The organism is Shewanella sp. Scap07 (assembly GCF_013394145.1).
Taxonomy (GTDB): Bacteria; Pseudomonadota; Gammaproteobacteria; order Enterobacterales; family Shewanellaceae; genus Shewanella; species Shewanella waksmanii.
This window is the reverse complement of sequence record NZ_CP041329.1, coordinates 2,393,933-2,420,908: the sequence shown is the minus strand read 5'-3', so window position 1 is coordinate 2,420,908 and position 26,976 is coordinate 2,393,933. Positions and strand designations below refer to the sequence as shown.

Sequence of the window (26,976 nt, the reverse complement as noted above, 5' to 3'; positions counted from 1 at the left end):
CACAACACAGGCCAAATTCGCTAGTCAGCTATCAAACAGTCTGCAAACTCATCAAGATTGCCGTCTACTTGCTCAAGTTTACCTTCAGCAACACAGGCTAAGTAATAGGTATGGTAGCGCTTAAGTTGCTCTAGGGTATTGCCACCGCGGTACTGAAACAGCTTGTGAGTCTGCTGCAGTGCTTTGGCCTTACAGCCCTTTTCAAATGTCACTAGCTCGTTATGGCACGCCTTAGCAGAGTCGATATTTAGACATTGATAGAAGCGCGGGTCATGACATAACTGATTGGTACCATTAATGACGCTGTCGAAAATCGTGAAGGGCTCACTTCGTTGGCTGGCGTCGATAAACTCTGAGTCATCATAGGTTTGTATAACAAAATTATGCTGTGCTAATACTCGCTCTTGGTAAATAATCTCAAAGCTCCACACTCCCGCAACTAGCTCTGTGAGGTCGCTAAACTGCCATAATGCCTGGTTATGATCGTGCTCTAACATCGTGTCTGGCCAACTACTCACCGTACGTGCCTGGCCACTTCCTGTCGGTGTAATAGGCGGATGAGTTACACGCACTGTGATCGGAAATGCTTCAGAACCGGCGCGCTGGCTATTGGTGGTGACTTTATATTGAAACCCAATCAAATCCCCTAGTTGCGGCGCAATAATCTGGCTATAAAGCGGCCTAAAGTTATCTTTAATTGTGGGTTTCTTACCGCCTTTTAGTACTGTCACGGTGGGCACTACCGCCCCTAACGCATCACCGTCAAGATTAGCTTTAGCCACAGGAGTCCCCTCAATGGATAGATGTTTTATCACTTGATTATCATCAAGGGTAAAGCTCATCAAAGGGTTGTTAAAAGCGAGCAAGCGATCTAGCTGCTTATTGTGCTGCACATCTAATTCACCAATATTGTTGTTATGCAATTCCACGTTATTAAGCTGCGGTAAACCGGCTAAATCAACCACAGAGAGTTGGTTAAAGCTCGCAAATAGCTGGGTTACATTACCCACACTAGAAAGATTTATATCTTGCAGCTGGTTGTTTCGAACATTGAGCTTAACCAGTTGAGGATGTGTACCTAATACCAGTTTATTCAATTGGTTATTTGGTACCTCTAAATTTTTAAGGTGGATTAAATGAGACAGATCCATCGCCCCTAACTTTGCACCAGAAACAAATAACTGTTCAAGCTGATGGCTTTGACCTAAATCTAACTGAGTTAACTTACTTTGGGTTACACCTAACCGCTTAAGCCCAGTGAGGTGGCCAACTTGCAACGCCTCAAGCTGGGTTTGATAGGCATACAAGCCTTCAAGCTTACTGTTGTTGCTTAAATCAAGCTTTGTAATGGCATTTCTGGAGATATTAATAAATTCAAGTTGAGGGTTTGCACTCACATCAATGGCCGTTAAGCGGTTTTCTGGTACGGTCAGCCGTTTAAGTTGTGGAAGCGATGACAAGTCAATGCGCTCAACTTCATTTTGTACCAGTTGAATCTCTACTACCTGCGTAAAAAACTTAAGCTCACTGACATCTTCAATCTCACTGTGATTGCAGATGATATGGGTCACCTGCGCCACCTGTTCAACATTGAGTTTTTTAATACAGCGCTCGAAAGCGTCATCTTTAAATTGGATATCACTTATCAGCACAGGATTAGGCGTTAAGCTACAACCAGAGAGGATGAATAACAGCGTAAACAGCGGTAAAAACGGTTTCATATTGGTCCTAAAAGCAACGCATTAACAATAAGTTAAATGCCATATTTTAAAAATCGATAGTTTACAACAACAGCAATAGCATAAACGACCGAAATAAGACCAAAATAATTTAAAGAAACAAAGTGATACAGACTTAGAAGCCCTCGTTCATAGAACAGATAGTGAAAACTAATAGCCAGTGCATTTGCAGTAAAATAAACCGTAGAACAGCGCGGCTGCCACAGAACAAAGATAACAGGCAATGTTCGTTGGCCTACTTATATAAACTAAAGCGGCTGGCTAATCCTGCTTACATCAACGGTTAGTCTGTTGACTATTACTATTAATCCATTCAACAATGCGCTGATTAACTTCATCCATTATCGGAGAGGCGCAAGAGCGGGTATAACTTGACATTGAAGGCTGATGTTTTTGAAATCTTAGCGTATGGTCCATGCCTTCAATGACATGCACTTCTACTAGGCTTGGCGAAATCTGTGGAATTAACAAGGTATCATCCGGGTGACATTGAAAGTCTTTGCTGCCCCCAATCGCTAATATCGGATGCTGCGTAGATTTTAGAAACGATTTAACGTCATAGTTGAATGTCTCGCGATAAAATTTGGTACTCACCCTGGTAAAAGAGACCCACATTCTGTTGGATTTGGTTTTTTCAACCTTACGCCTTAGGGTAGTCATTGTCTTTAATGGATCTTTGGTATAAAAAAACCATCGTAGCAACATCCCTTTTAAGCCTTTTAGCTTATCGAGATCTCGATTCAGTACCGCAGCATTTTTCACTCCGTCCTCTTCAAAGCTTCTTAAACTGGCGCATAGCATCAAGATGCCACCAATACTTGGTCTTTTAGAGGCGATTTCAGGCGCTAATACCGCGCCTTCACTGTGCCCTAGCAGATAGATATTGCGTGAATCTATATTTGGCTGTTCGCTAATAAAATCAATTGCTGCACAGGCATCGTCAACCATTTCAGATAGTCCAGCAATTTTAAAGTTGCCTCCACTTTTCGCGCAGCCTCGTTTGTCATAGCGTAAAGAAGCAATGCCTTGCTCAGCTAGAGACTCGGTAATGTACTTAAATATTTGCATGTTAAAACCGGAGATATTGCCATCGCGATCTTGCGGGCCACTGCCATGAACCATAATCACGCAAGCTGGTACGTCACAATCGGGGACCGTAAGCGTACCTGATAGTAATACTTTATCTGATGGGAACGTGACTTCTTTGTACAACTCAAACTCCTTTTGAAAACTGGTGTTGTGTTAAGAAGTGAGCAAGGATATTAAAAAATATAAGCCAGTGGTAAGCCCCTAACTTCTTAGACACTTAACTGTTTCTCAAAGTATCGTTTTTCGAACTGCACAGGAAACAGTCCATTATTACTACCATGACGACGCACAGGATTATAGAAATATTCGATATATTTAAATATTTTTGAGCGAACCTCATCTCTGTTTTGATAGATTTTTCTCTTAACTCTATCTTTCTTCAGCAATGAGAAAAAGCTGTCGGCGACAGCATTAATGTGGCAGTTTCCTCTTCAACTCATACTGGCTTCCAAATTGTGCTTTTTAAGAACTACGCCAATCAGAACAGGTATATTGCACACCTTGCTCGGATTGTATCAAAACCTTACTTTTCCGCGAACGTCTGCAAATGGCCATTGATACCGCATCAATTACCTAGTCGCCTTTAGGCGTGTTTTACATCGCTCAGTCCACGATCTGAAAAGAGAAGAGGTCAACAATACGGTAAGGAATAGCCACCCCTCAAGAGTACGGATGGAGCTCATCGAGTTAGGGGAGTATGAGGAAGGTTTACGCAAAGCACTTGTCAGAAGAGGGTAAAGGTTAGTAGATCTAATTTAAAAGAAAAGTTAAAGCACTAGAAATACAAGTAGCACTAGCCTTTGAATGGTAAATACATTAAGAATGATTAGATTTTTAACCTTTATGCATTATGGTATTGGTTTTTCGGTATATCTTTTACCAATTTGTACTATGTGGGAAATAAGTCACTATTTACATCTGAGGGCTGAGGCTAACTAAAAAAGTATTGTGTCGAAGTAATATTTAATTTAGTTTGTATGCCCGAAGCTTAAATTTTGATTTAGGCTTTCGATTTTGGACGGTTTTTGTTCAAGCCAAGTTAACTTTTTAAAGTATTTAATGGAGTAAATATGAAAGTAGTAGGTTTAGCTTTTGGGCTATTGATGATGGTTTTCTCTCACTCTACTGTAGCAGGTGACTATTACGATGATTGGAAGGTAATTCAGGTTCCAACAGGTGAGACGGAGGAACTGTATTGGGGGGTCTATCAGTGCGAATGGACAGGTTTGGCGGGGGTTCAAACAGTAATTACTCATTTATATAATAACACTGACAATGCACAGCGAGTGCGTGCTCCAGTTCATTGGGTATGGGATATTGACGGGGAAAAGAAACCATGTGAGGCGGAATCCCGTGCAGGTTGGCTTAGCCAAACTGTAATCAAAGATATAATGAAAAATGAATATTCTCCTATCGCACCTTTCCCAACCTTAGCAGTTTATGAATATAACTCATGTAGTGGTAGTAAAAGAAATGGGGCAATATTCATAGGCACTAATAACGATGCAAATCAAATGAAAGTCTATGTAAACAAAGGGACAGCTTTTCCTGAAACGCTAATTTACAGTGGTTCAGTAATAAACGAAGTTAATTTCAATACATATCAATCTGGATACCATAGCGTAAGAGTTAAATTGGATAATGGATCTAGTATGTATTCCTTTGCTAATGTTAAAGCTTGCTCTAATCCACCTATTGGAGAACCTGACCATTAGAAAATAAGGGTTATTTTATAGATTTATTTTTCAGCCATCTTGTCTTAAAAAATAGAGTTAAGAAAGATTTTTTATTAAACAAGATGGCTAAAAGTATAACTTTATCATATCGTTAACTTTTCCACACCATACTAACGTCCAAGTTTTCATTGAAGGCTTTTTCCGTAAACCATTCCTTACCTGGAACCCACTTCAACTGATTCAAAATCCTAACCGAACAAAAAAGTCAACTAATATTTAGTAAGTAGATAGTGGGCTAAAATAGCACTTCAATAGCACTTTAATGAAAAATTTAACCAGCCATTGTTTATCACATAGCAAGGTTACTGCGCGCTGTTCAAGGACAAAGCAATTAAACACCTAAAAATGCTGTACTTAGTACAAATACACATTAGAAATCTACCAAAAATAACGAAATAGCCTCTAATTGCTGATTTAGAGGCGCGAGCGTTGTTTACCCGGCCAACAAGGCCGAGGATTGCGGAAATATGAAATTTTTCAATTTAGTTGGCTGATATAAACCGGCCACTACTTGAGAAATGTCGCCTTTGCTTGTGTAGATGTTTACAGTAATGACTAAACTCTTCCAACGTCCCAACTGGGCCTTGAAAAAGTTATCCAAATTCTGTCACAATTTTAAGCCAATTGGCTGAGGGTATGTTTAGTCGACTCACTAATTCACAAACCTTTGAATCAACCGCGCCCCACTTATCGTCTCGAATAAACCTACCTGTTTAGTCAACCAGCACGAGGTACTCTTGAAGTGAGAAAGCGATACCTTTGGATTGATGAGCACGTTCATTACCAATGAAATGTAAAAGGGCCATTAACGATGGGTGGCTATATGTTTTGCGTCCATACTCTCTAATACTCAGAAATACACAGCTATTATTAGTCAGTCTTACGGCTAACTCTGTCAGTAAAGCTGATGGATCTTCATAATAAAAAGCACTAACTATCAAAAGTTAGTGCTACGATTATTAACGCTATTTCTATGTTTACACGCTAATTCAAGGTCAGTAAGACTGAAACCAAATTTTCTGATATTGACTAGCCTCTATCAAGATGGAAGTCTAACTGTACGGTGCTCTCGGCTGAAATGGCCTTACCATTTTTAAATTTTGGTGCATATCGCCATTGCTTAAGTGCTTTTAATGAAGCTTTTTCAAATTTACTGCCGCCTTCTGAGCCAACAATAGTTGCATCTTTCACAAAACCAAACTCATCGACAGTAAATCTCATTTTGACCCAGCCCTGTTTCCCCCGCTTTGCATAAGCTAAAGGATATTCTGGGTGTACTCTGTAGAGAGGTTGCTGCTCTTGATCAGCATCCCAAGGTTTCATTTGCCCTATGGCTAAACAATGCTGAGTGGCTAGATCGCTCTTATCGGTTTTCTCAAAGATGTTAACTAGCACTGCATGGGCTTGTAGCTCAAACGGATGGGTAAACTCAAGTGCTTGCATTTGCTCAATGATATTGGTGTAGTGTTGGGTCGCCAGTTTATAATCCTTGCGATTGTAACGAATGGCGGCAACTATTCTCTCAGCTTCAATGCGATCTAATGCATTTTCTGGGTATTGAGTTTCGTATATCTCTAATGCTTCAAATGCCCATTTCTGTTTGCTTTTAGTATAATATTCCGTACTGGCAATTCGATTAAATGCTGCAATGTTTGTTTCTGCTATCAGAAGACTTTTTCCAGATTCATTGGCAATATCTACTGCTTCTTCAACCAAATTTTTTGCAATTCTTGCGTCAGTTTCAACTTTAGCGAGCTCGATTAATAGCTCGATGAGTTCAACTGCATTGTCATCAAAATTCACCCGATAAATAGCAAGCGCTTGTTGGTAAAGCTGGGTTGCGGTTTCAATTGACTGTTTCCTGTGATCTTTTGAAACTTCATCCTTATGCTCGACAAGCAAACTCGCGTAATTTATTGCTAAATTCGCGACTGACAGATCGTTTTCATCAAATTCAGCTAGCCCCAACTCATAAGCTTGCTCAGCAAATATTCTAGCTTGGCTTAAATCGTTCTGTTCAATGGCCAGCTGGTAGTCTTTATAGGTGTCTGAAAATGAACTGGCATGAAGGTGTGATGAGCATAAAAGTAGTCCAATCCCCACTGCCAAAGGCGTAAAATAGCGAGTAGTCATAATGAAGTCCTTATCAAAATTGATTCGATAAGATGACATATTTTAGTAAAAAGTAGAACAATAATTTGCAACAATCTGTATCAAACTAGTCACTTAACACAAAAAGTATGTTGGCAGCCATAGTCAATCCAAACAGTTTATGCCATTGCAATACGACGTCCCTGACCAGGCATTAACTTAATCAACATTAATATAAAGCGCGACATGAAGGGGGTTGCTCCCTGTCAATAACAAAGAGTACATATGCTGCAACATCAATTGCAAACACTTCGGTGAGCTTCAAGATTTGAGTTTCTACCCAACCACGGCGGTGGTCATAATTCTTGCCAGTGTATTTATCGTCACCGCATAAGAAAGCCCGTCGTACAACGCGACTGCAGCAATGATAATAAGGTGTGTCTTCGAGACTAATGAGGGTTCGTCTTGGCCTTGGCATGCAACCTCCTTGTTATATGCGCAAACAAAGCATAGTTGGAGGTTGTCATCTACGCCATTAACGATGGCTGTCTATATATTTTTTCAATAGCGAAACTACTTCTTTTTGGTGGATAAAACTCCATGCCTACCTTTTGCAATATAACGACCCATTCAGGGGCTTTTAATAGTTGGCTAAAATAACGAACGCAGTGAGGAAAGCCAACTGTTAAAAGTCCCGCACTGCAATGGCTTGTTATGTGACGATATTTCTCTCGATTTCGGCTGCTGATGTTTCGATAGACATTGTCGTGTTATCAATGTGTATTGTTTTTACATTTGGTATATCAACTGAGAAGTCAAACCGTTTCAAATAGTCATCTAAGTATTCTTTTGATTGGATCTTGTTTGTATTGCAACGACTTGTATTAGTTACCCTTTTTACATGTTCTTCATACTCACATGATAAACGTACAAAATTTGCGTTTATTCCTGATTTATTGAGGAAATCAAAAAGACCTTCAATAAAGTAATTACTGAAAGGGTGGACATAGCAAAAAGTAAAAACAATACCTTTAGTATTGTTCTCATAAAGTGTTTTAAAAGCATCTAGGCAAATTTTACGTTGATATGCTTCAAACCCATCTTTACCAAAACCGACAACGGCACATGCAACGTCAAAAGCTAAATGTTGAGGAAATACATGCCAATCATTTCTTTTAGCAAGTTCACGTCCTACACTTTCTTTTCCGATCCCTGAGGGACCATATATCATTGTGAATTTCAAATGAACTCTCCCTGAGTCACATAACGCCGCGCTCAGCCGCAGACAAAAATGGCGCTTGTTTTGCCGGCTTTTTTGGCAAAACGAGTGACAGTTTTGGCTGTCGGTTGCAGCGCCTTGTTATAGCTTTTAGCTCTCTATCGCCTTGTTGATTTTTTTAACCACACTATCACGTACATTCTGTTTTTTGAATGTAGTCGGGATATGTAGAAGAAATTTAGACCATTTATATTGATCAGTTTTTCTCTCGCTTGATGCGATGTAGTCTCTTAACTCTACTGCAGATTCTCGATTAAAAGCCCATAACTCTTGGCCTTTAATTGAAATGTTAAAGTATGCATCGTTTGGCCATTGCAGAACATATGGCTTTCTCATTTGGCAATGACTGCATGATACCGCGCCTAAATCAGTTCCGTGATTTCTCATTAAGTACTTAGAATGATTCCAATCTTCAGGTTTATATCCTTCAGGAAGATCTCTTATTGCTAGCGTTGATCCGCCATGTAGATTTGCGTAATAAACAGCGCCATGCCAAAGGTGCCCGCATGAGTCTTTAAATTTGTAATACTCAAAGAGATCACTTTGCTCAAAAAATGGAACATCTTTCTTAAGAGAAATCTTCACAACTTCCGCAAACTCGAATAATGCATGTTCACCACAAGATGGACATTTTATGTCTACCTTATGGGGCATTGGATTCCAATCGTAAGTTCCTGTCATCTCGATCTCGATAGGCTATAACGCCCTGTTAACAGGCTAAATATAGTTGGCTAGAATAAGCGACGAAGGAGCAAAAGCCAACTGTATTTTGTCCTTGTTAAACAGCTTGTTATACGTAATTAGCTCCCAAGTATATTAATCTTGGTTTCTACAATTAACCGCGCAATTTTTAAATCATGATTAGGATTGGAAGTCATTCCCATATTTTGAATGATCGAAGTTGATAAATGTTTGGCAATCTTCGATGCATCGGCATTATCTATTGCAAGCTTAAACGTATGTGGAACATAACTATCATATTCGTCATTCCACTCATTATCTCCGTCGTTTACACCAATAGGATCCCATTCTTCCCACAGTATTCTGGCAATTTCTTTATAAAAACTCTTTTGCTTGGTGCTTAACTGATTCATAGATTACGTATAACGCCTCATTAAGAGGCAATAAAATAGTTGGTTAAAATAAGCGAGGCACGAGCAAAAACCAACTGTTTTTTGTCCTGCTTTAATGACTTGTTATAACTCAAAGTTACCAGCGCTATCGCCTTTACCACCTAAATAATACGACGGAACTTTATTTGAAATACCAAGCCTATATATTCCAACACCAGATTCAATATTGGTTTTATATTTAGCTTGAATATTGTGGGATTTCCACAACAGTTCAATTGGAGTAAAGCTTTCACCATTTTCAGGTGCTATAGCAACCTTGGGTTTATGCCCGCCATTTGCACCCAATGGAATAATCATTACTTTATCGGCTTTAATATGTTCTTGAAGCTTTAGCTTCTTAGCTAACTCCCCAATTTGCTCTTCGAATTCTTCAAGTGTTTTATATTCTGTTTGATTCCATGACCATTCGATTAAATTAGCGGTTCTATGGGGGAGTTGTGGCGAAAATTTATTGAGTTCTTTCGCACTTAACGGTTCATTTCTAATAAACGAGTAATGGTTTGAACAAAACTCTTTCTCAAGCCGATAGAAAGTAGCACTTCTAGATTTATTCAGCCCCCAAGACTCATTATGTTCCCACCATGCGTCATAAAATACTTCATGATCATCAACACCTATAACCTTGATTATTGACTCACCATCATTTTCTTTTAAAACGTCGCCGAGATTAATACGCATGACTTTCCATTGAGTTATAACATTTGTATATAAGGCTTGCGCATTTTGCCAAGCTTCGTTGAGAAAGCGTGCACTCAAATTTCAGCTAAAAATCTATTCAAAACAACTCAATAACAAAGAGCCTGCAAAATTGCATTCAATACACTTTCGGTAGAAACGCGCATGCACGCTTTGCTTTCCTATTATCTCAATAACTCAAGGTTGCACACTTTCATATTACTGAATTTACACAACTTATTTACACCACGCAACAGCAAACCGAGATTTGAAAAGTCATACATGGCTTGATTTTTTAAAAAACACGATAATACTGTATGTATATACAGTCTTTATTCAGGTGAAAAAATGAAGCACACAAGCCCTTTTTTAGAATCGGTACGACAAGACATTCGCTTACGAGGTTACAGCCTACGGACAGAAAAAGCGTACTTATACTGGATCAAAAGATATATTCTTTACCATCAGAAAACGCATCCAGAAAACCTTGGAGCAATTGATGTGAAAAATTTCTTGAGTTGGTTAGCCAACAGTCAAAACGTGGCAGTGAATACGCAAAAAGTCGCACTCAATTCACTAGTATTTCTTTATCAGCAATGTCTCAAAGTTGAACTTGGGGTTTTAGGTTTTAGCTTAGCAACAAAGCAACGCACCTTACCCACAGTATTATCCCCTAGGGAGGTTTCTCAGATATTGTCTAATATGAATGGACCCGCAAAATTGGTTATTGAAATGCTCTATGGTAGCGGTATGAGAGTCAATGAGTGTTTAAGGTTAAGACTAAAGGATATTAATCTGGATAACTTATCATTGACAATTCGGGACGGTAAAGGCAAAAAAGACAGGCAGACACTATTAAGCAAAACATGCTGTAGTAGGCTAAGAATCTACATTGATAAGTCGATTCAACTGCAACAAAAAGACAACAGTAACGGCTATGGTCCCTCTTTACCCAATGCGTTAGCTAAAAAGTATCCTAATGCATATCGTCAGGCTGCATGGATGTATCTCTTTCCATCAATTCGTATTTGCGAACACCCAGTAACTGAAACGCCTTGTCGACACCATCGTCATGACAGTACGATACGTAAATCTCTTCAACAGGCGGTAAAGAGTTCTCGCTTACATAAAAAAATCAATTGCCATACATTCAGGCACTCTTTTGCCACTCATCTTTTACAAACCGGAACAGATATAAGAACCGTACAGGAGTTGTTAGGACACAACGATGTTAGTACCACACAAATCTATACTCACGTACTTGGTCAGCATTATGCGGGAACCGTTAGTCCACTAGATACACTTTAATAGTATTAACCCCTAATTATGCAGCACCTAACTACTAATCAAACAAAAAAGCCCGCAATATGCGGGCTTTTTTATCATTAACGACTAGTTTTTCTTAGTCTTTTTTAGTCCAGCGGTCTAACCAACCCAGTACATTGGCATACCACTGTTCTAGGTTATCAGGATTCAAGATCCAGTGGTTCTCATCTGGGTAAATTAACAGCTCAGATGGAATACCGTTACGTTGCATATAGGTAAATGCCGCTAAGCCTTGACCATAAGGAACGCGGAAGTCTTTCTCACCATGGATAACCAGCATTGGTGTTTTCCAGTTCTCTACGTAGTTAACTGGGTTAAACTTCTCATACAGTTCTTTATTGTCTTCGTACGTGCCACCAAACTCATACTCTGGGAACCACAACTCTTCGGTCACATAGTACATAGAACGCATATCAAACAGACCTGCGTGGTTCACTAGGCAGCTAAAGCCATCACTCCAGTTACCTTGGATCCAGTTCATCATGTAGCCGCCGTATGAGCCACCTAATGCACAAGCACGATCGCCATCTAACCATTTTTGCTGCTTAGTAACTGCCGCTAGACCTTTTTGCAGATCTTCAAGTGGCTTGCCGCCCCAATCTTTAGAGATAGAATCGGTGAATGCTTGTCCGTAGCCGGTAGAACCGTGGAAATCAATCATCACTACACCGTAGCCGGCACCCGCCCACAGTTGTGGATTCCAACGGCTACTAAATGAGTTGCCAAACGAGCCTTGTGGGCCACCATGAACCAAGAACGCAATAGGATACTGTTTGCCGGCTTTGTAGTCGGTAGGCTTAATCCAGTAACCGTATACTTCTTCGTTGTTCCAACCTTTAAAGCTAAATTGCTCAAACTCACCAAACTTAATTTTAGCCAGCTTGTCTTTGTTAATTTCGGTTAAGCGTTGCTGGGCTTGACCATCTAAAGACATAGTATAAAGATCGCCTGGCTCGACTAAGCTCTTGTGGCTGTAGATAATCTTATCTTGGCTAACGCCAACAATGCTATTGCTACCGTCATTAAATAGTGGCTTCACATCGCCAAACTGGGTGTTAACCTCAAAAATAGACACTTGGCCAACATCTTGTGCAGTCACATATAAGGTGCGGTTATCTTTAGAGAAAGTCAGTGAGTGCGGGCTGCGATCCCACAGCGGTGCCACTTCTTTTTCTTGGCCGGTAACGGTATCTCTTAACATAATGCGTTGACGGTCAGCTTCAAAACCAGGTTTGCTCATTGCCAAATATGCTAAATAACGACCATCACCACTGTAAGTTGGGTGCGAATCCCACGCTTTATTATCTTCGGTTAGGTTGACCGCTTCGCCGCCAGTGACCGGGACTTGCCATAAATCGTAGTTAGTGATCCAAGACTGATCTTTACCCGGGGCTTTGGCGCTGTAGACAACGTGCTTGCCATCTGGGGTGAAAGTCACCTCTTCCATGCCAGAAAACGGCAGTGGCGGCGTTTCAGTATCTAGTCCTTGGGTCACATCAATTGCATCGGTGATGAGCTCACCATTAAGCTTGGCAACAAACAAGTGGCTGCGACTATGATCGCTCCACGTATCCCAGTGGCGTACCATTAGCTGTTTGTACTCACGACCAGTAGTTGTCTGGTTTTCTAGCTCGTCAAAACGCTCTACCGAACACTTGATGTCTTTACAATCAGGGAACACACGCATGTTCATCACGACCTGGCTGCCATCTTGTGACAACTTAAAGCCCTCGACATCTAACGGTAAGTTAGACACCTTCTGTGCTTCGCCACCATCAAGCGCAAGCTGATATAACTGGCTTGAACCATCACGTGCGGCTAGAAAGTAAATAGACTTGTCGTCGGCGGCAAATGCCACGCTATGCTCAGTACCGGCTACAGAGGTTAGCTTTTTCGCATCACCGCCATTTACGCTTTGAATATACAGATCAGAGCTAGCATCACCATTGCTATCAATATTTTTAACAGCGTAAACAACTTTATCACCAGAGTTGGCTAAAGTTGCTGAATGAAGCTTATTAAGTTTGACAAGGTCCTGAACCTTAAAAGGCTCAGCAGCTTGGGCGTTGACAGAAGTCATCATGCCTGATGCCGCTAACGCGAGAATGAGTGCAGTTTTTTTCATTGTTATTGTCATCTTTTAGTTAGAATTGCTGATTGTAAATAATAAGTTAATAGCGTTTGTGAGCTATTTTGCATAGTTGGCAAGCACACTAAACAAAAAACAGGGTGTAAGCAAGTCGCTGACACCCTGTATTGTTGGCTAATTCGGCAATCAAGTTAACCAAGTTAGTTGTACGCTATGATAGATTGATTAGCTCAACTTCACTTTCCAACTGGCTGGGCCAGTTTCATGGGCGTTAACCCCTTCACTGTCTACCGCTACCGTCACTGGCATATCTTTAACGTCAAACTCGTAAATCGCTTCCATACCTAAATCTTCAAATGCCACTACACGCGCTTTCTTAATGGCTTTAGAGACTAAGTAAGCCGCGCCACCCACAGCCATTAAATAGCATGATTTATGTTGCTTAATAGAAGCAACGGTAGCTGGGCCACGTTCAGCCTTACCAATCATGCCCATTAGACCGGTTTTCTCTAGCATCACATCGGTAAATTTATCCATACGCGTTGCAGTTGTTGGGCCTGCAGGGCCAACCACTTCGTCGCCAACTGGATCAACTGGGCCAACGTAGTAGATAAACTTACCTTTAAAGTCGACACCTTCTGGTAGGCCTTCGCCACTTTCAATTAAGGTTTGAATACGCTTATGTGCTGCGTCACGGCCAGTTAGCATTTTGCCGTTAAGCAATAAGGTATCACCGCTCTTCCACTCTTGCATTTCTGCTTGCGTTACTGTGTTGAGATCAACGCGGCGAACACTTTCACCCACTTCCCAGGTGATTTCTGGCCAATCTTCTAGTGAAGGCGGGCTTAAATCAGCAGGGCCGCTGCCATCTAAGTGGAAATGTACATGACGGGTTGCTGCGCAGTTAGGAATCATCACCACTGGCTTTGACGCTGCGTGGGTAGGCGCAGATTTAATCTTGATATCAAGTACGGTTGTAACCCCACCTAGGCCTTGAGCACCAATACCAAGTTTGTTTGAGCGCTCGAAAATATCTAGACGTAGCTTCTCATCGGTTGTTTGTGCGCCGCGTGCTTGTAACTCGTGAATGTCTACTGGGTCCATTAAAGACTCTTTCGCCATCACAGCCGCTTTCTCAGCTGTGCCACCAATGCCTATGCCAAGCATGCCTGGTGGACACCAACCAGCTCCCATTGTAGGTAAGGTTTTCTCAACCCATGCCGCAATATCATCAGATGGATTCAACATCACCATTTTAGATTTGTTTTCAGATCCACCACCTTTAGCGGCAATGGCCACTTCTACGTGGTTACCTGGCACCATATCGATATGCACAACCGATGGCGTGTTATCTTTGGTGTTTTTACGGCCACCGGCAGGATCAGCAACAATCGACGCACGTAGCGGATTGTCAGGGTTGGTGTAAGCACGGCGTACCCCTTCATCAACCATTTGCTGTACAGTCATGTCAGTCTTATCCCACTGCACGCCCATACCTACTTTGACAAAACAGGTCACAATACCGGTATCTTGGCATAACGGACGCTTGCCTTCGGCTGACATACGCGAGTTAATCAGAATTTGTGCAATCGCATCTTTTGCTGCGGCGCTTTGCTCTTTTTCATAAGCTTCGGCCATTGCATCAACAAAATCTTTTGGGTGGTAGTAGGAGATATATTGCAGGGCATCAGCAACGCTTTCGATTAAGTCAGCTTGCTTAATAATTGGCTGTTCTTTACTCACAGACATTTCCTTTCTCACAGATTAGTGGTGTGTTCCCATGGACTGGGAAGCGTATTTTTTTTTAATCCTTTGCCAATATGATACTCTTTCGCGACTTTTAGATAAACATCACTTTTTAGATAAGGTTAATCGATGGCTAGCGAGTCTCACACTGCCGTTTTTAGCGATAAACTTGATTGGCACCACACCACAATTGACGTCTTTAGCCATTTTGCCGATGAACCTTGGGCTATGTTATTAGACTCCGCCGATGCTAAGCATCCAGATAGCCGCTATGACATTATCGTTTGTGACCCGCTTGCCACTGTCATCACAACGGCAAACCAGACTGACATCACCCATCGACAAACGGTCATGACCGACAACCTTGCTGCTCCAATAACAAACCAACAAGGCATCTGCCCGTTTACGACGTTACGTACAGCGTTAGATCATTACTTCCCAGACAACAAAACCAGCACGCTGCCGTTTAGCGGTGGTGCTATGGGTGCATTTAGTTATGATTTAGGCCGCCATATCGAGCGCTTTGACAATATCGCCAATAACGATATTAACCTTGCCGAAATGAATATTGGTTTATATGCATGGGCGCTAATTTATGACAATCAGCAACAGCAATGGCATTTGGTGCATTATCATGGCGCCAAGGCTTTTAATCGCACCCGTGAGCACATCGAGCGTCGATTACAACAGGCACGAAGCCATAAAACCTTTAATTTAACCCGTCCCTGGCAAGCGCAAATCAGCCAAACTGAGTATCGCGCTAAGTTTGAGCGGGTGCAGCAGTACTTGCATAGTGGCGATTGTTACCAGATTAATCTAACCCAACGGTTTGCAGCGCCCTACCAAGGTAGCGAGTGGCTGGCTTATACCAAGTTACGTGGGTGCAATGCGGCGCCCTTTTCCGCATTTATTAAATTAGCGGAGCAAAGCGTGTTATCCATTTCACCTGAACGCTTTATTCAGCTACAAGGAAGCAAGATACAAACTAAACCCATTAAGGGCACGCGGCCAAGGTTTACTGACCCACAACAAGATAGCGCTGCGGCTAACGATCTGCGTAATGCCGAAAAAGATCGCGCTGAAAACTTAATGATTGTCGATCTGCTGCGTAACGATATCGGTAAAGTCGCCGCCCCGGGTAGCGTTGCCGTACCTAAACTATTTGATGTTGAAAGCTTCCCTGCGGTGCATCATCTCGTTAGCACGGTTACCGCACAATTGGCAGACAACATTGATGCCAGCCAATTGCTGCGTGCCTGTTTCCCCGGCGGGTCGATCACCGGAGCGCCGAAAATAAGAGCCATGCAGATCATTGAAGAGCTTGAACCCTCTCGGCGCTCATTGTATTGCGGCTCTATCGGCTATATCAGTCAAGACGGTAATATGGATACCAGCATTACCATTCGCACCTTAGTGGCTGACCAAGGTAATTTGTATTGTTGGGCTGGCGGCGGCATAGTTGCAGACTCTGACGTGGATGCTGAATATCAAGAAACCTATGATAAGGTAAGTAAGATATTACCCATTTTAGCTGCGGACACGGCCGACTAGCTAACTGACGCATTCATCTACAGAGGTCGACTTAGCCATCACCATGGATATAGATCTGTTACGCACCCAGTTTCAATTAAACCAACTTGCCGAAGACACCACCCCTAAGGTGAACGGCAATTTGCGTCAAGCTGCGGTGCTGGTGGCCATTGAGCAGATAGAAAACCAACCACAAATAATATTAACCCGTCGCCCGCACCACCTGCGGGCACACCCTGGGCAAATCAGTTTTCCCGGCGGAAAAGTGGAACACACTGACAAAGATTACACCGACACCGCACTGCGTGAGGCTGAAGAAGAGATAGGCTTACATCGCCACAATGTTGAGGTCATTGGGCAGTACCCCAGTTTTAAGACATTTACCGGTTTTGAAATCACCCCAGTGATGGGTATTGTTAAGCAGCCATTTACACCTAATATCGATCCCGGTGAGGTCGCGGCCTTGTTCTCTATGCCACTGAGTTTTGCCCTTGAACCAAAAAACCGCCACGTTCGCTACTTTCAGCGCGGTGACATCCACTACCCCGTGTATTTTATTCAGTATCAACAGCATTTTATTTGGGGTGCGACTGCAGCGATCATCGATCGTTTTTGTCGTCAATTTGCACTTTAGATAAAAAAGCTCAGGTAGAGTCCGGCGGTCACTGAGGTCAATAAAAGTAACGGTATATTAAACCAGTAACCCATTTTAGAATGGGTCGCAAAATAGAAGTTGAACGCCAAACTCAATAGGCTAATCCCCGCGCACGTCCAAATCACATCTTGCAGTAACACCGTATAATCGGGATCCCAAGCCAAACGGATGCTGGCACCTTTAGACAAATAATAGCCAATGGCTCGATCGGGGCGAGCTTGATCAAACAGCAACAGTGCGTAGATGGCCAAACTCCAGCCCAAAATGGACAAGGTAGCCAATATCATTTGGAAGATTTTTCTTTTCTTCATACTGCCACCTTGAGTTTGGTTTAATTAAATTTGCTTAAGCAATCGCTGATTAACTATGAATAATATTAAGCATCAATGTGTTACCTCTACCACTTTAGCAAACTTGTCTAAAACTAGCCATAGTCACTCGGCATCGTAGCTGTGTTAGAGAGCAAGATAAAACCGTCTCTGATTTACGCGGTCTTTGGGTTTGAATAGAGCCAGCGACCGGGTATTAATTGGGCAGATTTGCTCAAGTTGTAAAAAAATCACCTCATCGGGCTGAATTACCGCTTTTTTCCTTGAGAAACCTCGCTATCAAGGTAATATGAACGTCCAAATTTTTTTATTAAAACGATTCGTTGGAGAACTAAGCAACAATGAGCATTACATCTGTCGCTTCTGTATTTAAAGGTGACTTTGCGATTGGATCGCAAGTGACCGTACGCGGTTGGGTAAGAACTCGCCGAGATTCCAAGGCAGGCATCTCTTTTCTTGCCGTATATGATGGTTCCTGTTTTGACCCAATTCAGGGCGTTGTGCCTAATAGCTTAGTCAATTATAACGAAGAGATCCTCAAGTTAACTGCAGGGTGCTCTGTCATTATGACCGGCGAAGTGGTTGACTCTCCTGGTAAAGGCCAAGCGTTTGAGCTGCAGGTGACCAATGTTGAAGTCACTGGTTGGGTTGACGATCCTGATACTTACCCAATGGCGGCCAAACGTCATTCAATTGAGCATTTACGTGAATTAGCCCATTTGCGTCCTCGTACCAACATTATTGGTGCGGTAGCGCGTGTTCGTAACTGTTTATCGCAGGCGATTCACCGCTTCTATAACGAAGAAGGTTTTATTTGGGTATCGACGCCGCTGATCACTGCATCAGATTGCGAAGGTGCGGGTGAAATGTTCCGTGTATCTACTTTAGATATGGAAAACTTGCCACGTACAGACGCGGGTAAAGTTGACTATAGCGAAGACTTCTTCGGTAAAGAGTCATTTTTGACCGTATCGGGCCAGCTAAATGCTGAAACCTATGCCTGTGCACTATCAAAAGTCTATACCTTTGGTCCAACATTCCGCGCCGAAAACTCAAACACAAGCCGTCACTTGGCTGAGTTTTGGATGGTAGAGCCAGAAGTCGCCTTTGCAGACCTTGATGATGCTGCGGCCCTTGCCGAAGCCATGCTTAAATACTGCTTTAAGGCGGTATTAGCTGAGCGCCGTGATGATCTAGAGTTCTTTGCCCAGCGTGTTGATAAGACCGTGATTGAACGTTTAGAGAACTTTGTAAACAGCGACTTTGCACAAGTTGACTATACCGACGCCGTTGAAATTCTTAAAGCCTGTGGCAAGTCGTTCGACTACGACGTTGAATGGGGTATCGACTTACAATCTGAGCATGAGCGCTATCTTGCTGAAGAACACTTCAAAGCCCCTGTGGTTGTGAAGAACTATCCAAAAGATATCAAAGCATTCTACATGCGCCTAAACGATGACGGTAAAACCGTTGCTGCAATGGATGTGTTAGCGCCAGGTATTGGTGAAATCATTGGTGGTGCGCAGCGTGAAGAGCGTTTAGATGTACTAGATGCACGTTTAGCTGAAATGGATCTTAGCCAAGAAGACTACTGGTGGTACCGTGATATGCGCCGTTATGGCACAGTCCCCCATGCAGGTTTCGGTTTAGGTTTTGAGCGTTTGGTTTCATATGTAACGGGCGTATCTAACATCCGTGACGTGATTCCTTTCCCACGTGCACCTAAGTCAGCCAACTTCTAAGCAATTAACGCTATTTGAGCCACATGTTGGCGCAATTAAGTGGTAAAAAAAAGCTCCTAATATAGGAGCTTTTTTTATTGCCTAGGGCTTTTAAAGCCTGCTTAAATAAGGGTTAATCTAAGCCAGCTTCAAAAGTTAAGAAGATTTCGTTGTTAACCTTATCTGCTAAAGGGTTGCCCTTGATGGGCTGCTGGTATTCCACATGTAACAAGTAACGACCGGCAGACTGCGGCGTAAAGCTAACCATACCGTCATTGTCAGAGGTGACTTTAGTCGCGTTAAGCTGATTACGGTATACCGTGCCCTCTTTCACAACAGACACTTCAGCGCCGCTAACAGGCTTGCCCTGATAGGTTATCTTAAATTCAGCGACATCTTGTTCAACAATATCAGCTGGGTGTGTCACAGGGATCAGTTCTAAATACTCGCCTGTTGGCGCCAGCGCAGTATCATTTGGCTTGTTAAGGGTTACATAAGACTCAACCCGTGAAAAGCTCATCACACCGACAAGATCGTAACCATTGGCTGGCATTTTCGCTTTAGTGGCTTCTTTATCAGCGCGGCTATATACCGGCTTATCTTCACCTTTTACTTTATAACTAGCGTAGTAACGTGGACTGGTTTTCTTTTGCAGTTTATAAGTACCATCAGCCACTAGTTGATAGTCGAATACTGACTTGCGTGAGCCTTTGTAGCTTGAAGATGGCCACTGCTTTTTACCTTGCGGGGTGATAATTTCTACATCTTCACTGCCATAAGGTTTGTCATATTGAAAAACTTGGTTGCTAGCGGTCACGTCTGAAGTGATCCAGACTCCTTTGCCAGCTTCCGCAGAAACGGTAAAGTGACTCGGTAAGATCCAACGGTCGTGGGCCACAGCACTGTGACTAAGCACCCCACATGCTAACGCTAATACGAGTGTCTTTTTCATCTTTTATCCTTTCAATTAACCTTAAGGTTGATACTTAATGGTGATTTCTGCAGTTTCATCGGTTGGCGGCAGTGTTACCGCAAATGCCTTGCCGTCATGGTTGAACTTATGGCGCACTAGCGAGCGGTTGCCGTGTTCTCGCACAACTTCCACCAACAAGGTGTACTTACCGGCCGCAACGCTTTTACCTTCACTGTCAGTGAAGTCCCAATCGAGTTTGTATTGACCAGATGGACGTGTTGCCCCGGTAACGCCATCAATAAATCCGGCTTCATCACGACCAATTTTGCGCCACCAACGACGAATATCTTTGAGCCACTTCTCGCCTTCATCCCAAGTCCACAGTGCGATGGTGTCAACGTGTTTACCGCGGCTATCTTCTACCCAAACAGCCGTGTATGGGCGTAAGTACTGACCTTCGGTGATCTCTGCTAGGCCTAAATCGATTTCGATCTTACTGGCCGATACCGGCATCGCTAACATTGATGTGCATAGCAATGCACCAAGCAGGGTCTTGTTCATATGAATACCTATGTTAAATTCCTATCAAAAATCGTAATTGCTCAATCGAAACCACAACACTTACAGCACACTAAACCAGTAAATACCGATACAGCCTATGCTGACCACACCCATGTAGCGCATAGAACGAAACAGCTTTTTGCGCTGCGGTAACAGTAGGTAAGCGCCGGTTAACGAGAAAATAATCATTAGCACGGCACTGATGTCGATCACCCATTGCCACACTACCCCGGCATGGCGACCTTTATGTAAATCGTTAAGAATGGCGATCACGCCATATTCTCTATGCTCATAAAAGGCCATTTGCTCATACACGTCGATTGTTAAGCTCTGGTAGCGGCCAGGTTTACTCTGCACAATCGCCACTTCATCCTCGCTAATCTCCGCCTCAGTAAGCGACAAACTAAATTCACTGTTAAGCCAATATTTGGCACTTTCTTGCCAAGCCGGCGTTAAAGGTTCAACAGGCAGCAGATGCTCCGGCAAGTTGATCTCTTGGTAATCTGACTCAGCGGTGTCTGCATTGAACCACTGTGGGTGGTTAAGTGTGATGCCTGTAAACGCAAAAAACAGCATCAACAGCAGCAGCGCCATTGACACATAAATATGGATAGTACGAGCAAGTTTGAGAGTGTGTTTACGTTGATTTTGCGAGTTGCGCGCCCTTAAAGGCGCTTTGGTTAATGGCTTGTTCATACTCTCATCTTGTTATTGTTTTGATCACAACTGCGGCGCTTAATCGTCACAGATCAATAACTACAACTTAGATGAAAATAATTATCATTAAAATTTGATTTACGAAATTTACATAAGCCAACTGAACCTAACTTGAGACACTCGCCAGCCCCAGAGCAGGCATAATAAAGTCTGCGATTTAAGAGCCCCAATGGGTTGATTCGTATTTGACGTGGCACACGGCGACATCTATGCCATGCCCAACTAACCAATCGAGCCACACCTTTTGGTTATCTTGTAATTTATCAGTCGGCCCTTTTACTTCAATAAGCTCAAAGCCACTACCATTAGGGTGATAGACAAACAAGTCCGGTAAACCACTGCGGTGATGTTTAAGCGACTGCAGCATATAGGTTAACAACAGCGCGATAAACTCATCGCTGACGCTATCAAGCAAACGCTGTAAATGAACCAAGGTAACCCGGCTCCAATCCACCCAATCATTAACATAGCCAAAGTACTGCTCGTACGCCTGCTCAATACGTTGATAAATATCGGCTGTAGTTGTTAGTGCTATCTCTTTAAGACGCTGATCGATAGCCGCTCGTCTTGTATCGGTAAAGCCTGACTGGTACATATCACTGGGCGCTGACTGAAATGGATGCTGAAATGCGCCAGGACTCGGCGTGAAAATAATATCCCAAAACAATAAACCGAACAGCGAACAAAACAGGCTGTTTTCGAGATGGAATGCCAAGTAGCCACGTTGCTGGTAGGTGTAGATGACATGCTCTTCTACGCCTTTCACGCCAAGTTCATTCATCTGTTGCAATGGCAACTGCCCAATAGTCAGTTGAATTATTTTGATGACATATTGATTTTGCTTCAATCCAGTCCCTGTCACCTCTATGCCTAACTTACGTTGGCATCGGTTGAGTAAGCGCAGAAAGATGAGCTGTTCTTCGGCGTAGAGCTTATCTGAATCTAGCACCTCATTGATAAGTGTTAGCGCAGCTTGATAATGCCCCTGAGCAATCAATACCCTTGCCTTGCGCTCGATAGCCGCCGAGTGACTTAGCTTGTCATAAAGGTAAAGCGCATCATCTAAATAGCCTTTGCGCTCTAAATCGCGGCCAATACTAAATTGCAACTTGCTGCGATAATACGCTAAAAAGTCACTGCAAGTGTTAGTGGGTATATCGCTCTCAAATTTTTTCACACCAATGTAGTCTAATTGGCGCCTTTGCAGTTCAAATTGCTCTATTGCATCGCTCAATAACCCTAACTGTTCTACTGAACGCCAGTCATTAAATAACCGGCTGTTACGGTCTAATTGATAGGGATAGAATTGTTGTAAACCTAGGTCGGCCACCACAAACTGAGTTAAATCTTGATAGCGATTGCCAAAAAACAGTACTAACAACGCATCGTAATGGCATTGAATATTGACCTTGAGCCAAAGTGAGCCAATAAACTCAGCAATCTTTACCTCTGGGTGCTCTGCGGCCAATTGCTGCAGCACTAGGCTTAACTCAGCCTTTTTGGACGGCATCTGTTTTGGCGCAATGGCATATGCACCTTTGAGGATCTGCTTTAGGGTTTTTACCGTGAGTTTAAGGGCCAAAACCTCTACAGGCGGATTAGTCACACAGCTCACTAAACAAGCTTGTCCAAGCTCCTCAATGGCAGCATCAATATCGGCTATCTCAGCATAATTGAGTTTTACGGATTCAAACCACTCTCCTTGCCTGCTACACAAGCGAACTAAAAGCCGCTGAGCATCGCGCGTCAGCTGCCGATAAGCCGTTAAACATTGACTCAGCTCGGCAGGAAATAGGTCTTGATACCGCGCTGTGACATGGTCAACCACATAGTTGAAGTTATCAAGGTAGTAATCTGCTGCAAGGGACGTATCTAAAGGCTCTGTACCCTGACTGTCGTGGCTCATGTACTCTCCTTTTCACTAACGGGCGGCAGTTGTATTTTGCTGTGGTATCAGGCAATCTGCGACAAACATTGCCAATATATAATCACTATGTGGACACAGCAACTCATTGAACTCACACCGCGCCGCCGCGGAGCTCACATTATCACCGACGAGCTTGAGGCCTATTTACCCGATGTAAAAGTGGGGGTTGCGCATTTATTGCTGCAGCATACTTCTGCGGGGTTGACGCTAAATGAAAATGCCGACCCAAGCGTGCGGGTAGACTTTGAACGTTATTTAAACCGCATCGCGCCAGAGAACGAGCCTTACTACACCCACACCTATGAAGGCAGCGATGACATGCCTGCCCATCTAAAAGCAAGCCTAGTCGGTGCACAGCTCACTATTCCCATTACTCGTGGTCGATTTAGCCTCGGTACCTGGCAAGGCATTTATTTGTGCGAGTTTAGAAACCATGCCAGTGAGCGACGCATTGTGCTCACCTGCCAAGGCGAATAACCCTATTTTTGAGCGCGATTAGCGCTCATTGTCGCTCATGGGCGCTAATAGGGTTAGCCACTCATCACTGCCCATTTGCGTGCTAGGTAAGTTTTCATCCTGATAAATACCCGACGCTAGGTGCATCTTAGTTTGCTGCAATGCTTGGATACGCTCTTCAACGGTGTCTTTACAAATTAGCTTGTAAACAAATACCGGCTTTGTTTGCCCGATACGGTAGGCACGATCACTCGCTTGTTCTTCTGCAGCGGGGTTCCACCAAGGATCGCTATGGATCACAACGTCTGCAGTGGTCAGATTGAGTCCCGCTCCGCCCGCTTTAAGGCTGATTAAGAAAATCGGTACATCTCCTTGCTGGAAACGTTCAATTAAGCTGTCGCGGTTGCGAGTTTTACCGGTTAGCTGCAAGTAGTCGACCTTGATGTCATCAAGCTCTGCGGCAATCTTATCCAGCATGGTGGTAAACGAGCTAAAAATCAGGATTTTTCGCCCTTCTTCAATCATGCTAGGAATTTTATCGCGCAGCCAAGTCATCTTCGCTGATTTACCTTGCAGCTCGTCGGTAGGATCCACTTGATGGCTTAGGCCAAGCAACTGTGGGTCGCAACAGATTTGCCGCAGACGCAACAAGGCATTACTGACCGCTAAGCGGTTATGTTTAAAGCCGGATTCCTGCACCACCGCCTGAATACGTTTTTCCATCACCGCCCGCACTGACTCATACAGTTGGGCTTGGGTTTGACTCAAAGTTAGGGTGACATTCATAACCGTTTTTTGCGGCAGCTCGGTCGCCACTTGCAGTTTAGTTCGACGCAGCATAAACGGTTTTATCCGCTTTCTTAACATCTCCTGCACTAATAACGCATGGTCTTGCTCAATGGGTAATTTAAACTTGCGCTTAAACTGGCTAGCGGTGCCCAAAAAACCCGGCATCAAGAAGTTAAATAATGACCAAAGCTCACCAAGGTGGTTCTCCATAGGCGTACCGGTTAAGCAAAGCTTATGCTGGGTTTGTAAGCCATTAACTAACTTGGTGATTCGACTGCGACTGTTTTTGATGGTTTGGGCTTCATCCAGCACCAAAGTATCAAACTTATAGTGACGCAACTTATCAAAGTCTTGTGCAAGTAGCCCGTAACTGGTGATGACAATATCACTGTCGGTAAGCATGTGCTGCTCGTCATGTCGACTGCGGCCGCGCCAAATACGGGTATCTAAGCTCGGGGCGAACTTCTGCGCTTCTAAATGCCAGTTTGTCAGCAAACTGGTGGGGGCAACGATAAGTACTGGCACAGTTAAGTTGCCCTGCTCTTTCTCTGCCAGTATTACTGCCAAAGTTTGCAAGGTTTTACCTAGGCCCATATCGTCCGCTAAGATTGCATTAAACTGCTGCTTTCGCAAAAAGCTCAGCCACATCGCCCCTTGCTTTTGATAGTCACGCAATGTTGCTTGCAGACCAATCGGCGCAATATATTCTGTATGTTCTGGACTCACCTCTTCATCGAGTTGACTTGCCAGATTTTTAAGCCAAGTGTCACCGCGCCAGTGTAACTTATCGACTGTGCCGTCTTCATCACCCGCTTCTATGACTTGGTTGATTTCATTGAGTTTGCCAAGTTGATGACGAGACAGCTCTAACTGTTCTTGGCTATTAAGTGGGTTAGCTTGGTATAGCTCATCGAGCACGGCAACGATATTGGCAATACGTTCACCAGGAATATTAAGCTCTTCACCACTGTCTAACTCTAAAACAAGATTAATAGGTGCAGGCGCAGCAGTCGACTCATCGCTTGGTAAATCGCTGGTTAACTCTTGGTTTAACTCTATGAGCTTGCGTTGGCGAATAGCGCGCACAATCAGTGGCAGTAGGTTCACCTGCTGACCATCAACCTCTACGCCTAACAGTAAACTAAAGCGGTTATCAGTTTTCGATAAACTGCTAACAGTCGCAAACCAACTGTCCGCCTGCGCCTGTTTAAAGCGTCGTTGCGCTTCAAATTCAATGCACCAGCCTTTAAGGCTCAATATGCGTAACTGAATTAACTGTTCAGTCAAATCGCTCGACATCAAGCGGCTACCTAATGGAAAAGCTTGCCAAACTCGTGCCTCAAAAACCGTGGTGAGTAGCGGCATGGCGTTGAGTTCGAGCTGATAGGCAGCTAAGGTTGATAACCATTCATCATCTTCGTAGAAACTGACATAAGCCTGTTCAAATTCAACCGCTTTGGCGCCACATAGTAAACTGAACTTGGCGACATCGAATGCCATCAGAGGCTCATCTAACCAATCAAAATCGAGATGCTGATGACTGATGGTTAGCTTAGGTTGCCAAATATCATCGAAAGTCTCAGACGAAATTGGCAGACGAGTATTGCTAAACACCGCGTTGTTGGCAGCTACATCAATGCAGATGCGATCATTAATATTGACCATATAATCACGGTCTATAAAGTCTTGCTGCAACATGTAATCGACCGTCAGAGGTTGGGCCGCTTCATCCTGCCAGATACAACGGTGAGTGCTAAACAGCACCTCATAGTCTGCATCCGTCATGGTGAGCTTATCTAACGCAACCGTCATGGTATTAAGATCAATATAAGGGTCAAACAGCGCCAAAAGACTGATGTCGCTTTGGCTCATGTATTTAGGGTTTGGCCCTTTTTTGATGACTTTGAGATCCAATAGCGACTTAATTTGATATTGGCCGTCGCGTTGTAAATAGCCTTTATAAAAAGTCAGCTGTAGACCTTTAGGGCCAGGCGACAACAAGTACAGGATTCGATGTTTAGCCATTGTTGGAAATGGATCGTGATGGCGGGCCATTTCACTACGTAGCAAGCGGATCAAGGTGGCCGTTTTTCGCTTCGGGGCAGGTTTTGCGCGGGCCAGTTGATCTTTAGCACTGTACTCAAGAGCAAGCGCCGCTAGATGCTGGCAACGCTTCTGGTAACAACTGCAATAGCCTTCTGCGAATGCCCAATGGCTGCCCTGCTTTTGTAAACTTAACCGCGCCATAATCTGCGGCTGATTTGCAGCCACCTTAAACTGACCCGACAACGTAGGTAAATTGTCTTGGTAATGGCTAATACCTGTATCTAATAATATCTGAATCGCATTAAACAGGTTTTCATGGCTAAAAGTAGATAACAACGCTTGCAAAAGACCTTCCGTAACTCAGTGAGTTTAACCGCAGTGCTTGAAACGAAAGGATTAATCATAACATTCTGGTAGGGACAATCTAGG

The 26,976-nt window shown here is 43.3% G+C and carries 21 protein-coding genes and 2 pseudogenes; 6 read left to right on the top strand and 17 right to left on the bottom strand.

From position 1 onward, the window contains the following. Nucleotides 1–20 precede the first annotated feature (20 nt). From FLM48_RS10525 to FLM48_RS10515, 3 genes and pseudogenes are all read right to left on the bottom strand, one after another. The gene (locus tag FLM48_RS10525; protein ID WP_179024605.1) at nucleotides 21–1,721 is read right to left on the bottom strand and encodes a leucine-rich repeat domain-containing protein; all 1,701 of its coding nucleotides are present in this window, start codon (nucleotides 1,719–1,721) and stop codon (nucleotides 21–23) included. 294 nt (nucleotides 1,722–2,015) lie between these two features. Continuing rightward, nucleotides 2,016–2,951 carry an alpha/beta hydrolase gene (locus FLM48_RS10520; protein WP_256871115.1) on the bottom strand — a complete coding sequence of 312 codons (936 nt, stop codon included), beginning with the start codon at nucleotides 2,949–2,951 and terminating at the stop codon, nucleotides 2,016–2,018. 86 nt (nucleotides 2,952–3,037) lie between these two features. After that, nucleotides 3,038–3,538, bottom strand: a pseudogene (locus FLM48_RS10515) (IS3 family transposase); the annotation flags it as partial. 360 nt (nucleotides 3,539–3,898) lie between these two features. Between FLM48_RS10515 and FLM48_RS10510 the strand changes: the two are divergent. Continuing rightward, nucleotides 3,899–4,543 carry a hypothetical protein gene (locus FLM48_RS10510; protein ID WP_179024604.1) on the top strand — a complete coding sequence of 215 codons (645 nt, stop codon included), beginning with the start codon at nucleotides 3,899–3,901 and terminating at the stop codon, nucleotides 4,541–4,543. Between the two features lie 1,050 nt (nucleotides 4,544–5,593). On the opposite strand, the gene FLM48_RS10505 is transcribed toward FLM48_RS10510, so the two are convergent. The 6 genes and pseudogenes from FLM48_RS10505 to FLM48_RS10485 form a co-directional block, all read right to left on the bottom strand. Further along, the gene (locus FLM48_RS10505) at nucleotides 5,594–6,697 is read right to left on the bottom strand and encodes an energy transducer TonB (RefSeq protein WP_179024603.1); all 1,104 of its coding nucleotides are present in this window, start codon (nucleotides 6,695–6,697) and stop codon (nucleotides 5,594–5,596) included. A gap of 180 nt (nucleotides 6,698–6,877) precedes the next feature. After that, a pseudogene (locus FLM48_RS22750) lies at nucleotides 6,878–7,133 on the bottom strand (transposase); the annotation flags it as partial. Nucleotides 7,134–7,367: 234 nt separating this feature from the next. Further along, on the bottom strand, nucleotides 7,368–7,898 hold the full coding sequence (locus FLM48_RS10500) for an AAA family ATPase (protein ID WP_256871114.1): 531 nt from the start codon (nucleotides 7,896–7,898) through the stop codon (nucleotides 7,368–7,370). Nucleotides 7,899–8,024: 126 nt separating this feature from the next. Continuing rightward, nucleotides 8,025–8,615 carry a hypothetical protein gene (locus FLM48_RS10495; RefSeq protein WP_179024602.1) on the bottom strand — a complete coding sequence of 197 codons (591 nt, stop codon included), beginning with the start codon at nucleotides 8,613–8,615 and terminating at the stop codon, nucleotides 8,025–8,027. Between the two features lie 119 nt (nucleotides 8,616–8,734). Next, the gene (locus FLM48_RS10490; protein WP_179024601.1) at nucleotides 8,735–9,028 is read right to left on the bottom strand and encodes a hypothetical protein; all 294 of its coding nucleotides are present in this window, start codon (nucleotides 9,026–9,028) and stop codon (nucleotides 8,735–8,737) included. A gap of 102 nt (nucleotides 9,029–9,130) precedes the next feature. Continuing rightward, entirely contained in the window at nucleotides 9,131–9,745 is a 615-nt protein-coding gene (locus FLM48_RS10485) for a hypothetical protein (RefSeq protein WP_179024600.1), read from the bottom strand. A gap of 345 nt (nucleotides 9,746–10,090) precedes the next feature. Between FLM48_RS10485 and FLM48_RS10480 the strand changes: the two genes are divergently transcribed. Further along, a complete protein-coding gene (locus FLM48_RS10480; protein WP_179024599.1) occupies nucleotides 10,091–11,050 on the top strand; it encodes an integron integrase in 960 nt (319 codons plus the stop codon). A 94-nt stretch (nucleotides 11,051–11,144) separates the two neighbouring features. Here FLM48_RS10480 and FLM48_RS10475 read toward each other — a convergent pair whose 3' ends face one another. Both FLM48_RS10475 and FLM48_RS10470 read right to left on the bottom strand, forming a co-directional pair. Beyond that, a complete protein-coding gene (locus tag FLM48_RS10475; protein ID WP_179024598.1) occupies nucleotides 11,145–13,193 on the bottom strand; it encodes a S9 family peptidase in 2,049 nt (682 codons plus the stop codon). A gap of 189 nt (nucleotides 13,194–13,382) precedes the next feature. After that, a complete protein-coding gene (locus FLM48_RS10470; protein ID WP_028772146.1) occupies nucleotides 13,383–14,906 on the bottom strand; it encodes a fumarate hydratase in 1,524 nt (507 codons plus the stop codon). A gap of 126 nt (nucleotides 14,907–15,032) precedes the next feature. On the opposite strand from FLM48_RS10470, the gene pabB reads away from it, so the two are divergent. Next, entirely contained in the window at nucleotides 15,033–16,454 is a 1,422-nt protein-coding gene (pabB, locus tag FLM48_RS10465) for an aminodeoxychorismate synthase component I (RefSeq protein WP_179024597.1), read from the top strand. A 43-nt stretch (nucleotides 16,455–16,497) separates the two neighbouring features. Further along, nucleotides 16,498–17,067: a CoA pyrophosphatase gene (locus FLM48_RS10460; protein WP_179024596.1), complete on the top strand. Its 570-nt coding sequence runs from the start codon at nucleotides 16,498–16,500 to the stop codon at nucleotides 17,065–17,067. Here the strand turns inward: FLM48_RS10460 and FLM48_RS10455 are convergent. After that, nucleotides 17,064–17,399, bottom strand: a complete 336-nt coding sequence (locus FLM48_RS10455; protein WP_028772143.1) for a hypothetical protein — start codon at nucleotides 17,397–17,399, stop codon at nucleotides 17,064–17,066. The genes FLM48_RS10460 and FLM48_RS10455 overlap by 4 nt on opposite strands. A 359-nt stretch (nucleotides 17,400–17,758) precedes the next feature. On the opposite strand from FLM48_RS10455, the gene asnS reads away from it, so the two are divergent. After that, nucleotides 17,759–19,159 (top strand): asparagine--tRNA ligase, encoded by a 1,401-nt coding sequence (gene asnS / locus FLM48_RS10450; RefSeq protein WP_179024595.1) that lies wholly within the window; start codon nucleotides 17,759–17,761, stop codon nucleotides 19,157–19,159. Nucleotides 19,160–19,271: 112 nt separating this feature from the next. Here asnS and FLM48_RS10445 read toward each other — a convergent pair whose 3' ends face one another. From FLM48_RS10445 to FLM48_RS10430, 4 genes are all read right to left on the bottom strand, one after another. Next, on the bottom strand, nucleotides 19,272–20,090 hold the full coding sequence (locus tag FLM48_RS10445) for a DUF4198 domain-containing protein (RefSeq protein WP_028772141.1): 819 nt from the start codon (nucleotides 20,088–20,090) through the stop codon (nucleotides 19,272–19,274). 21 nt (nucleotides 20,091–20,111) lie between these two features. Next, the gene (locus FLM48_RS10440; protein WP_179024594.1) at nucleotides 20,112–20,612 is read right to left on the bottom strand and encodes a DUF2271 domain-containing protein; all 501 of its coding nucleotides are present in this window, start codon (nucleotides 20,610–20,612) and stop codon (nucleotides 20,112–20,114) included. A gap of 60 nt (nucleotides 20,613–20,672) precedes the next feature. After that, nucleotides 20,673–21,308 carry a PepSY-associated TM helix domain-containing protein gene (locus tag FLM48_RS10435; RefSeq protein ID WP_179024593.1) on the bottom strand — a complete coding sequence of 212 codons (636 nt, stop codon included), beginning with the start codon at nucleotides 21,306–21,308 and terminating at the stop codon, nucleotides 20,673–20,675. A 178-nt stretch (nucleotides 21,309–21,486) separates the two neighbouring features. Then, nucleotides 21,487–23,235, bottom strand: coding sequence for a VRR-NUC domain-containing protein (locus tag FLM48_RS10430; RefSeq protein ID WP_179024592.1), 1,749 nt, complete (start codon nucleotides 23,233–23,235; stop codon nucleotides 21,487–21,489). A gap of 87 nt (nucleotides 23,236–23,322) precedes the next feature. On the opposite strand from FLM48_RS10430, the gene FLM48_RS10425 reads away from it, so the two are divergent. Continuing rightward, nucleotides 23,323–23,733, top strand: coding sequence for a secondary thiamine-phosphate synthase enzyme YjbQ (locus FLM48_RS10425; RefSeq protein WP_179024591.1), 411 nt, complete (start codon nucleotides 23,323–23,325; stop codon nucleotides 23,731–23,733). Nucleotides 23,734–23,751: 18 nt separating this feature from the next. Here FLM48_RS10425 and FLM48_RS10420 read toward each other — a convergent pair whose 3' ends face one another. Then, nucleotides 23,752–26,892, bottom strand: coding sequence for a DEAD/DEAH box helicase (locus FLM48_RS10420; protein ID WP_179024590.1), 3,141 nt, complete (start codon nucleotides 26,890–26,892; stop codon nucleotides 23,752–23,754). Between the last annotated feature and the right edge of the window lie 84 nt (nucleotides 26,893–26,976).

Excerpts from the sequence above, each read along its gene's own strand:
- FLM48_RS10480 (WP_179024599.1), top strand. The coding sequence starts at position 10,091 with ATGAAGCACACAAGCCCTTTTTTAGAATCGGTACGACAAGACATTCGC.
- FLM48_RS10505 (WP_179024603.1), bottom strand. The coding sequence starts at position 6,697 with ATGACTACTCGCTATTTTACGCCTTTGGCAGTGGGGATTGGACTACTT.
- FLM48_RS10460 (WP_179024596.1), top strand. The coding sequence starts at position 16,498 with ATGGATATAGATCTGTTACGCACCCAGTTTCAATTAAACCAACTTGCC.
- FLM48_RS10440 (WP_179024594.1), bottom strand. The coding sequence starts at position 20,612 with ATGAACAAGACCCTGCTTGGTGCATTGCTATGCACATCAATGTTAGCG.
- FLM48_RS10490 (WP_179024601.1), bottom strand. The coding sequence starts at position 9,028 with ATGAATCAGTTAAGCACCAAGCAAAAGAGTTTTTATAAAGAAATTGCC.
- FLM48_RS10425 (WP_179024591.1), top strand. The coding sequence starts at position 23,323 with ATGTGGACACAGCAACTCATTGAACTCACACCGCGCCGCCGCGGAGCT.
- FLM48_RS10475 (WP_179024598.1), bottom strand. The coding sequence starts at position 13,193 with ATGAAAAAAACTGCACTCATTCTCGCGTTAGCGGCATCAGGCATGATG.
- FLM48_RS10525 (WP_179024605.1), bottom strand. The coding sequence starts at position 1,721 with ATGAAACCGTTTTTACCGCTGTTTACGCTGTTATTCATCCTCTCTGGT.
- FLM48_RS10495 (WP_179024602.1), bottom strand. The coding sequence starts at position 8,615 with ATGACAGGAACTTACGATTGGAATCCAATGCCCCATAAGGTAGACATA.
- FLM48_RS10435 (WP_179024593.1), bottom strand. The coding sequence starts at position 21,308 with ATGAACAAGCCATTAACCAAAGCGCCTTTAAGGGCGCGCAACTCGCAA.
- FLM48_RS10445 (WP_028772141.1), bottom strand. The coding sequence starts at position 20,090 with ATGAAAAAGACACTCGTATTAGCGTTAGCATGTGGGGTGCTTAGTCAC.
- FLM48_RS10485 (WP_179024600.1), bottom strand. The coding sequence starts at position 9,745 with ATGCGTATTAATCTCGGCGACGTTTTAAAAGAAAATGATGGTGAGTCA.
- FLM48_RS10510 (WP_179024604.1), top strand. The coding sequence starts at position 3,899 with ATGAAAGTAGTAGGTTTAGCTTTTGGGCTATTGATGATGGTTTTCTCT.
- FLM48_RS10470 (WP_028772146.1), bottom strand. The coding sequence starts at position 14,906 with ATGTCTGTGAGTAAAGAACAGCCAATTATTAAGCAAGCTGACTTAATC.
- FLM48_RS10430 (WP_179024592.1), bottom strand. The coding sequence starts at position 23,235 with ATGAGCCACGACAGTCAGGGTACAGAGCCTTTAGATACGTCCCTTGCA.
- pabB (WP_179024597.1), top strand. The coding sequence starts at position 15,033 with ATGGCTAGCGAGTCTCACACTGCCGTTTTTAGCGATAAACTTGATTGG.
- FLM48_RS10455 (WP_028772143.1), bottom strand. The coding sequence starts at position 17,399 with ATGAAGAAAAGAAAAATCTTCCAAATGATATTGGCTACCTTGTCCATT.
- asnS (WP_179024595.1), top strand. The coding sequence starts at position 17,759 with ATGAGCATTACATCTGTCGCTTCTGTATTTAAAGGTGACTTTGCGATT.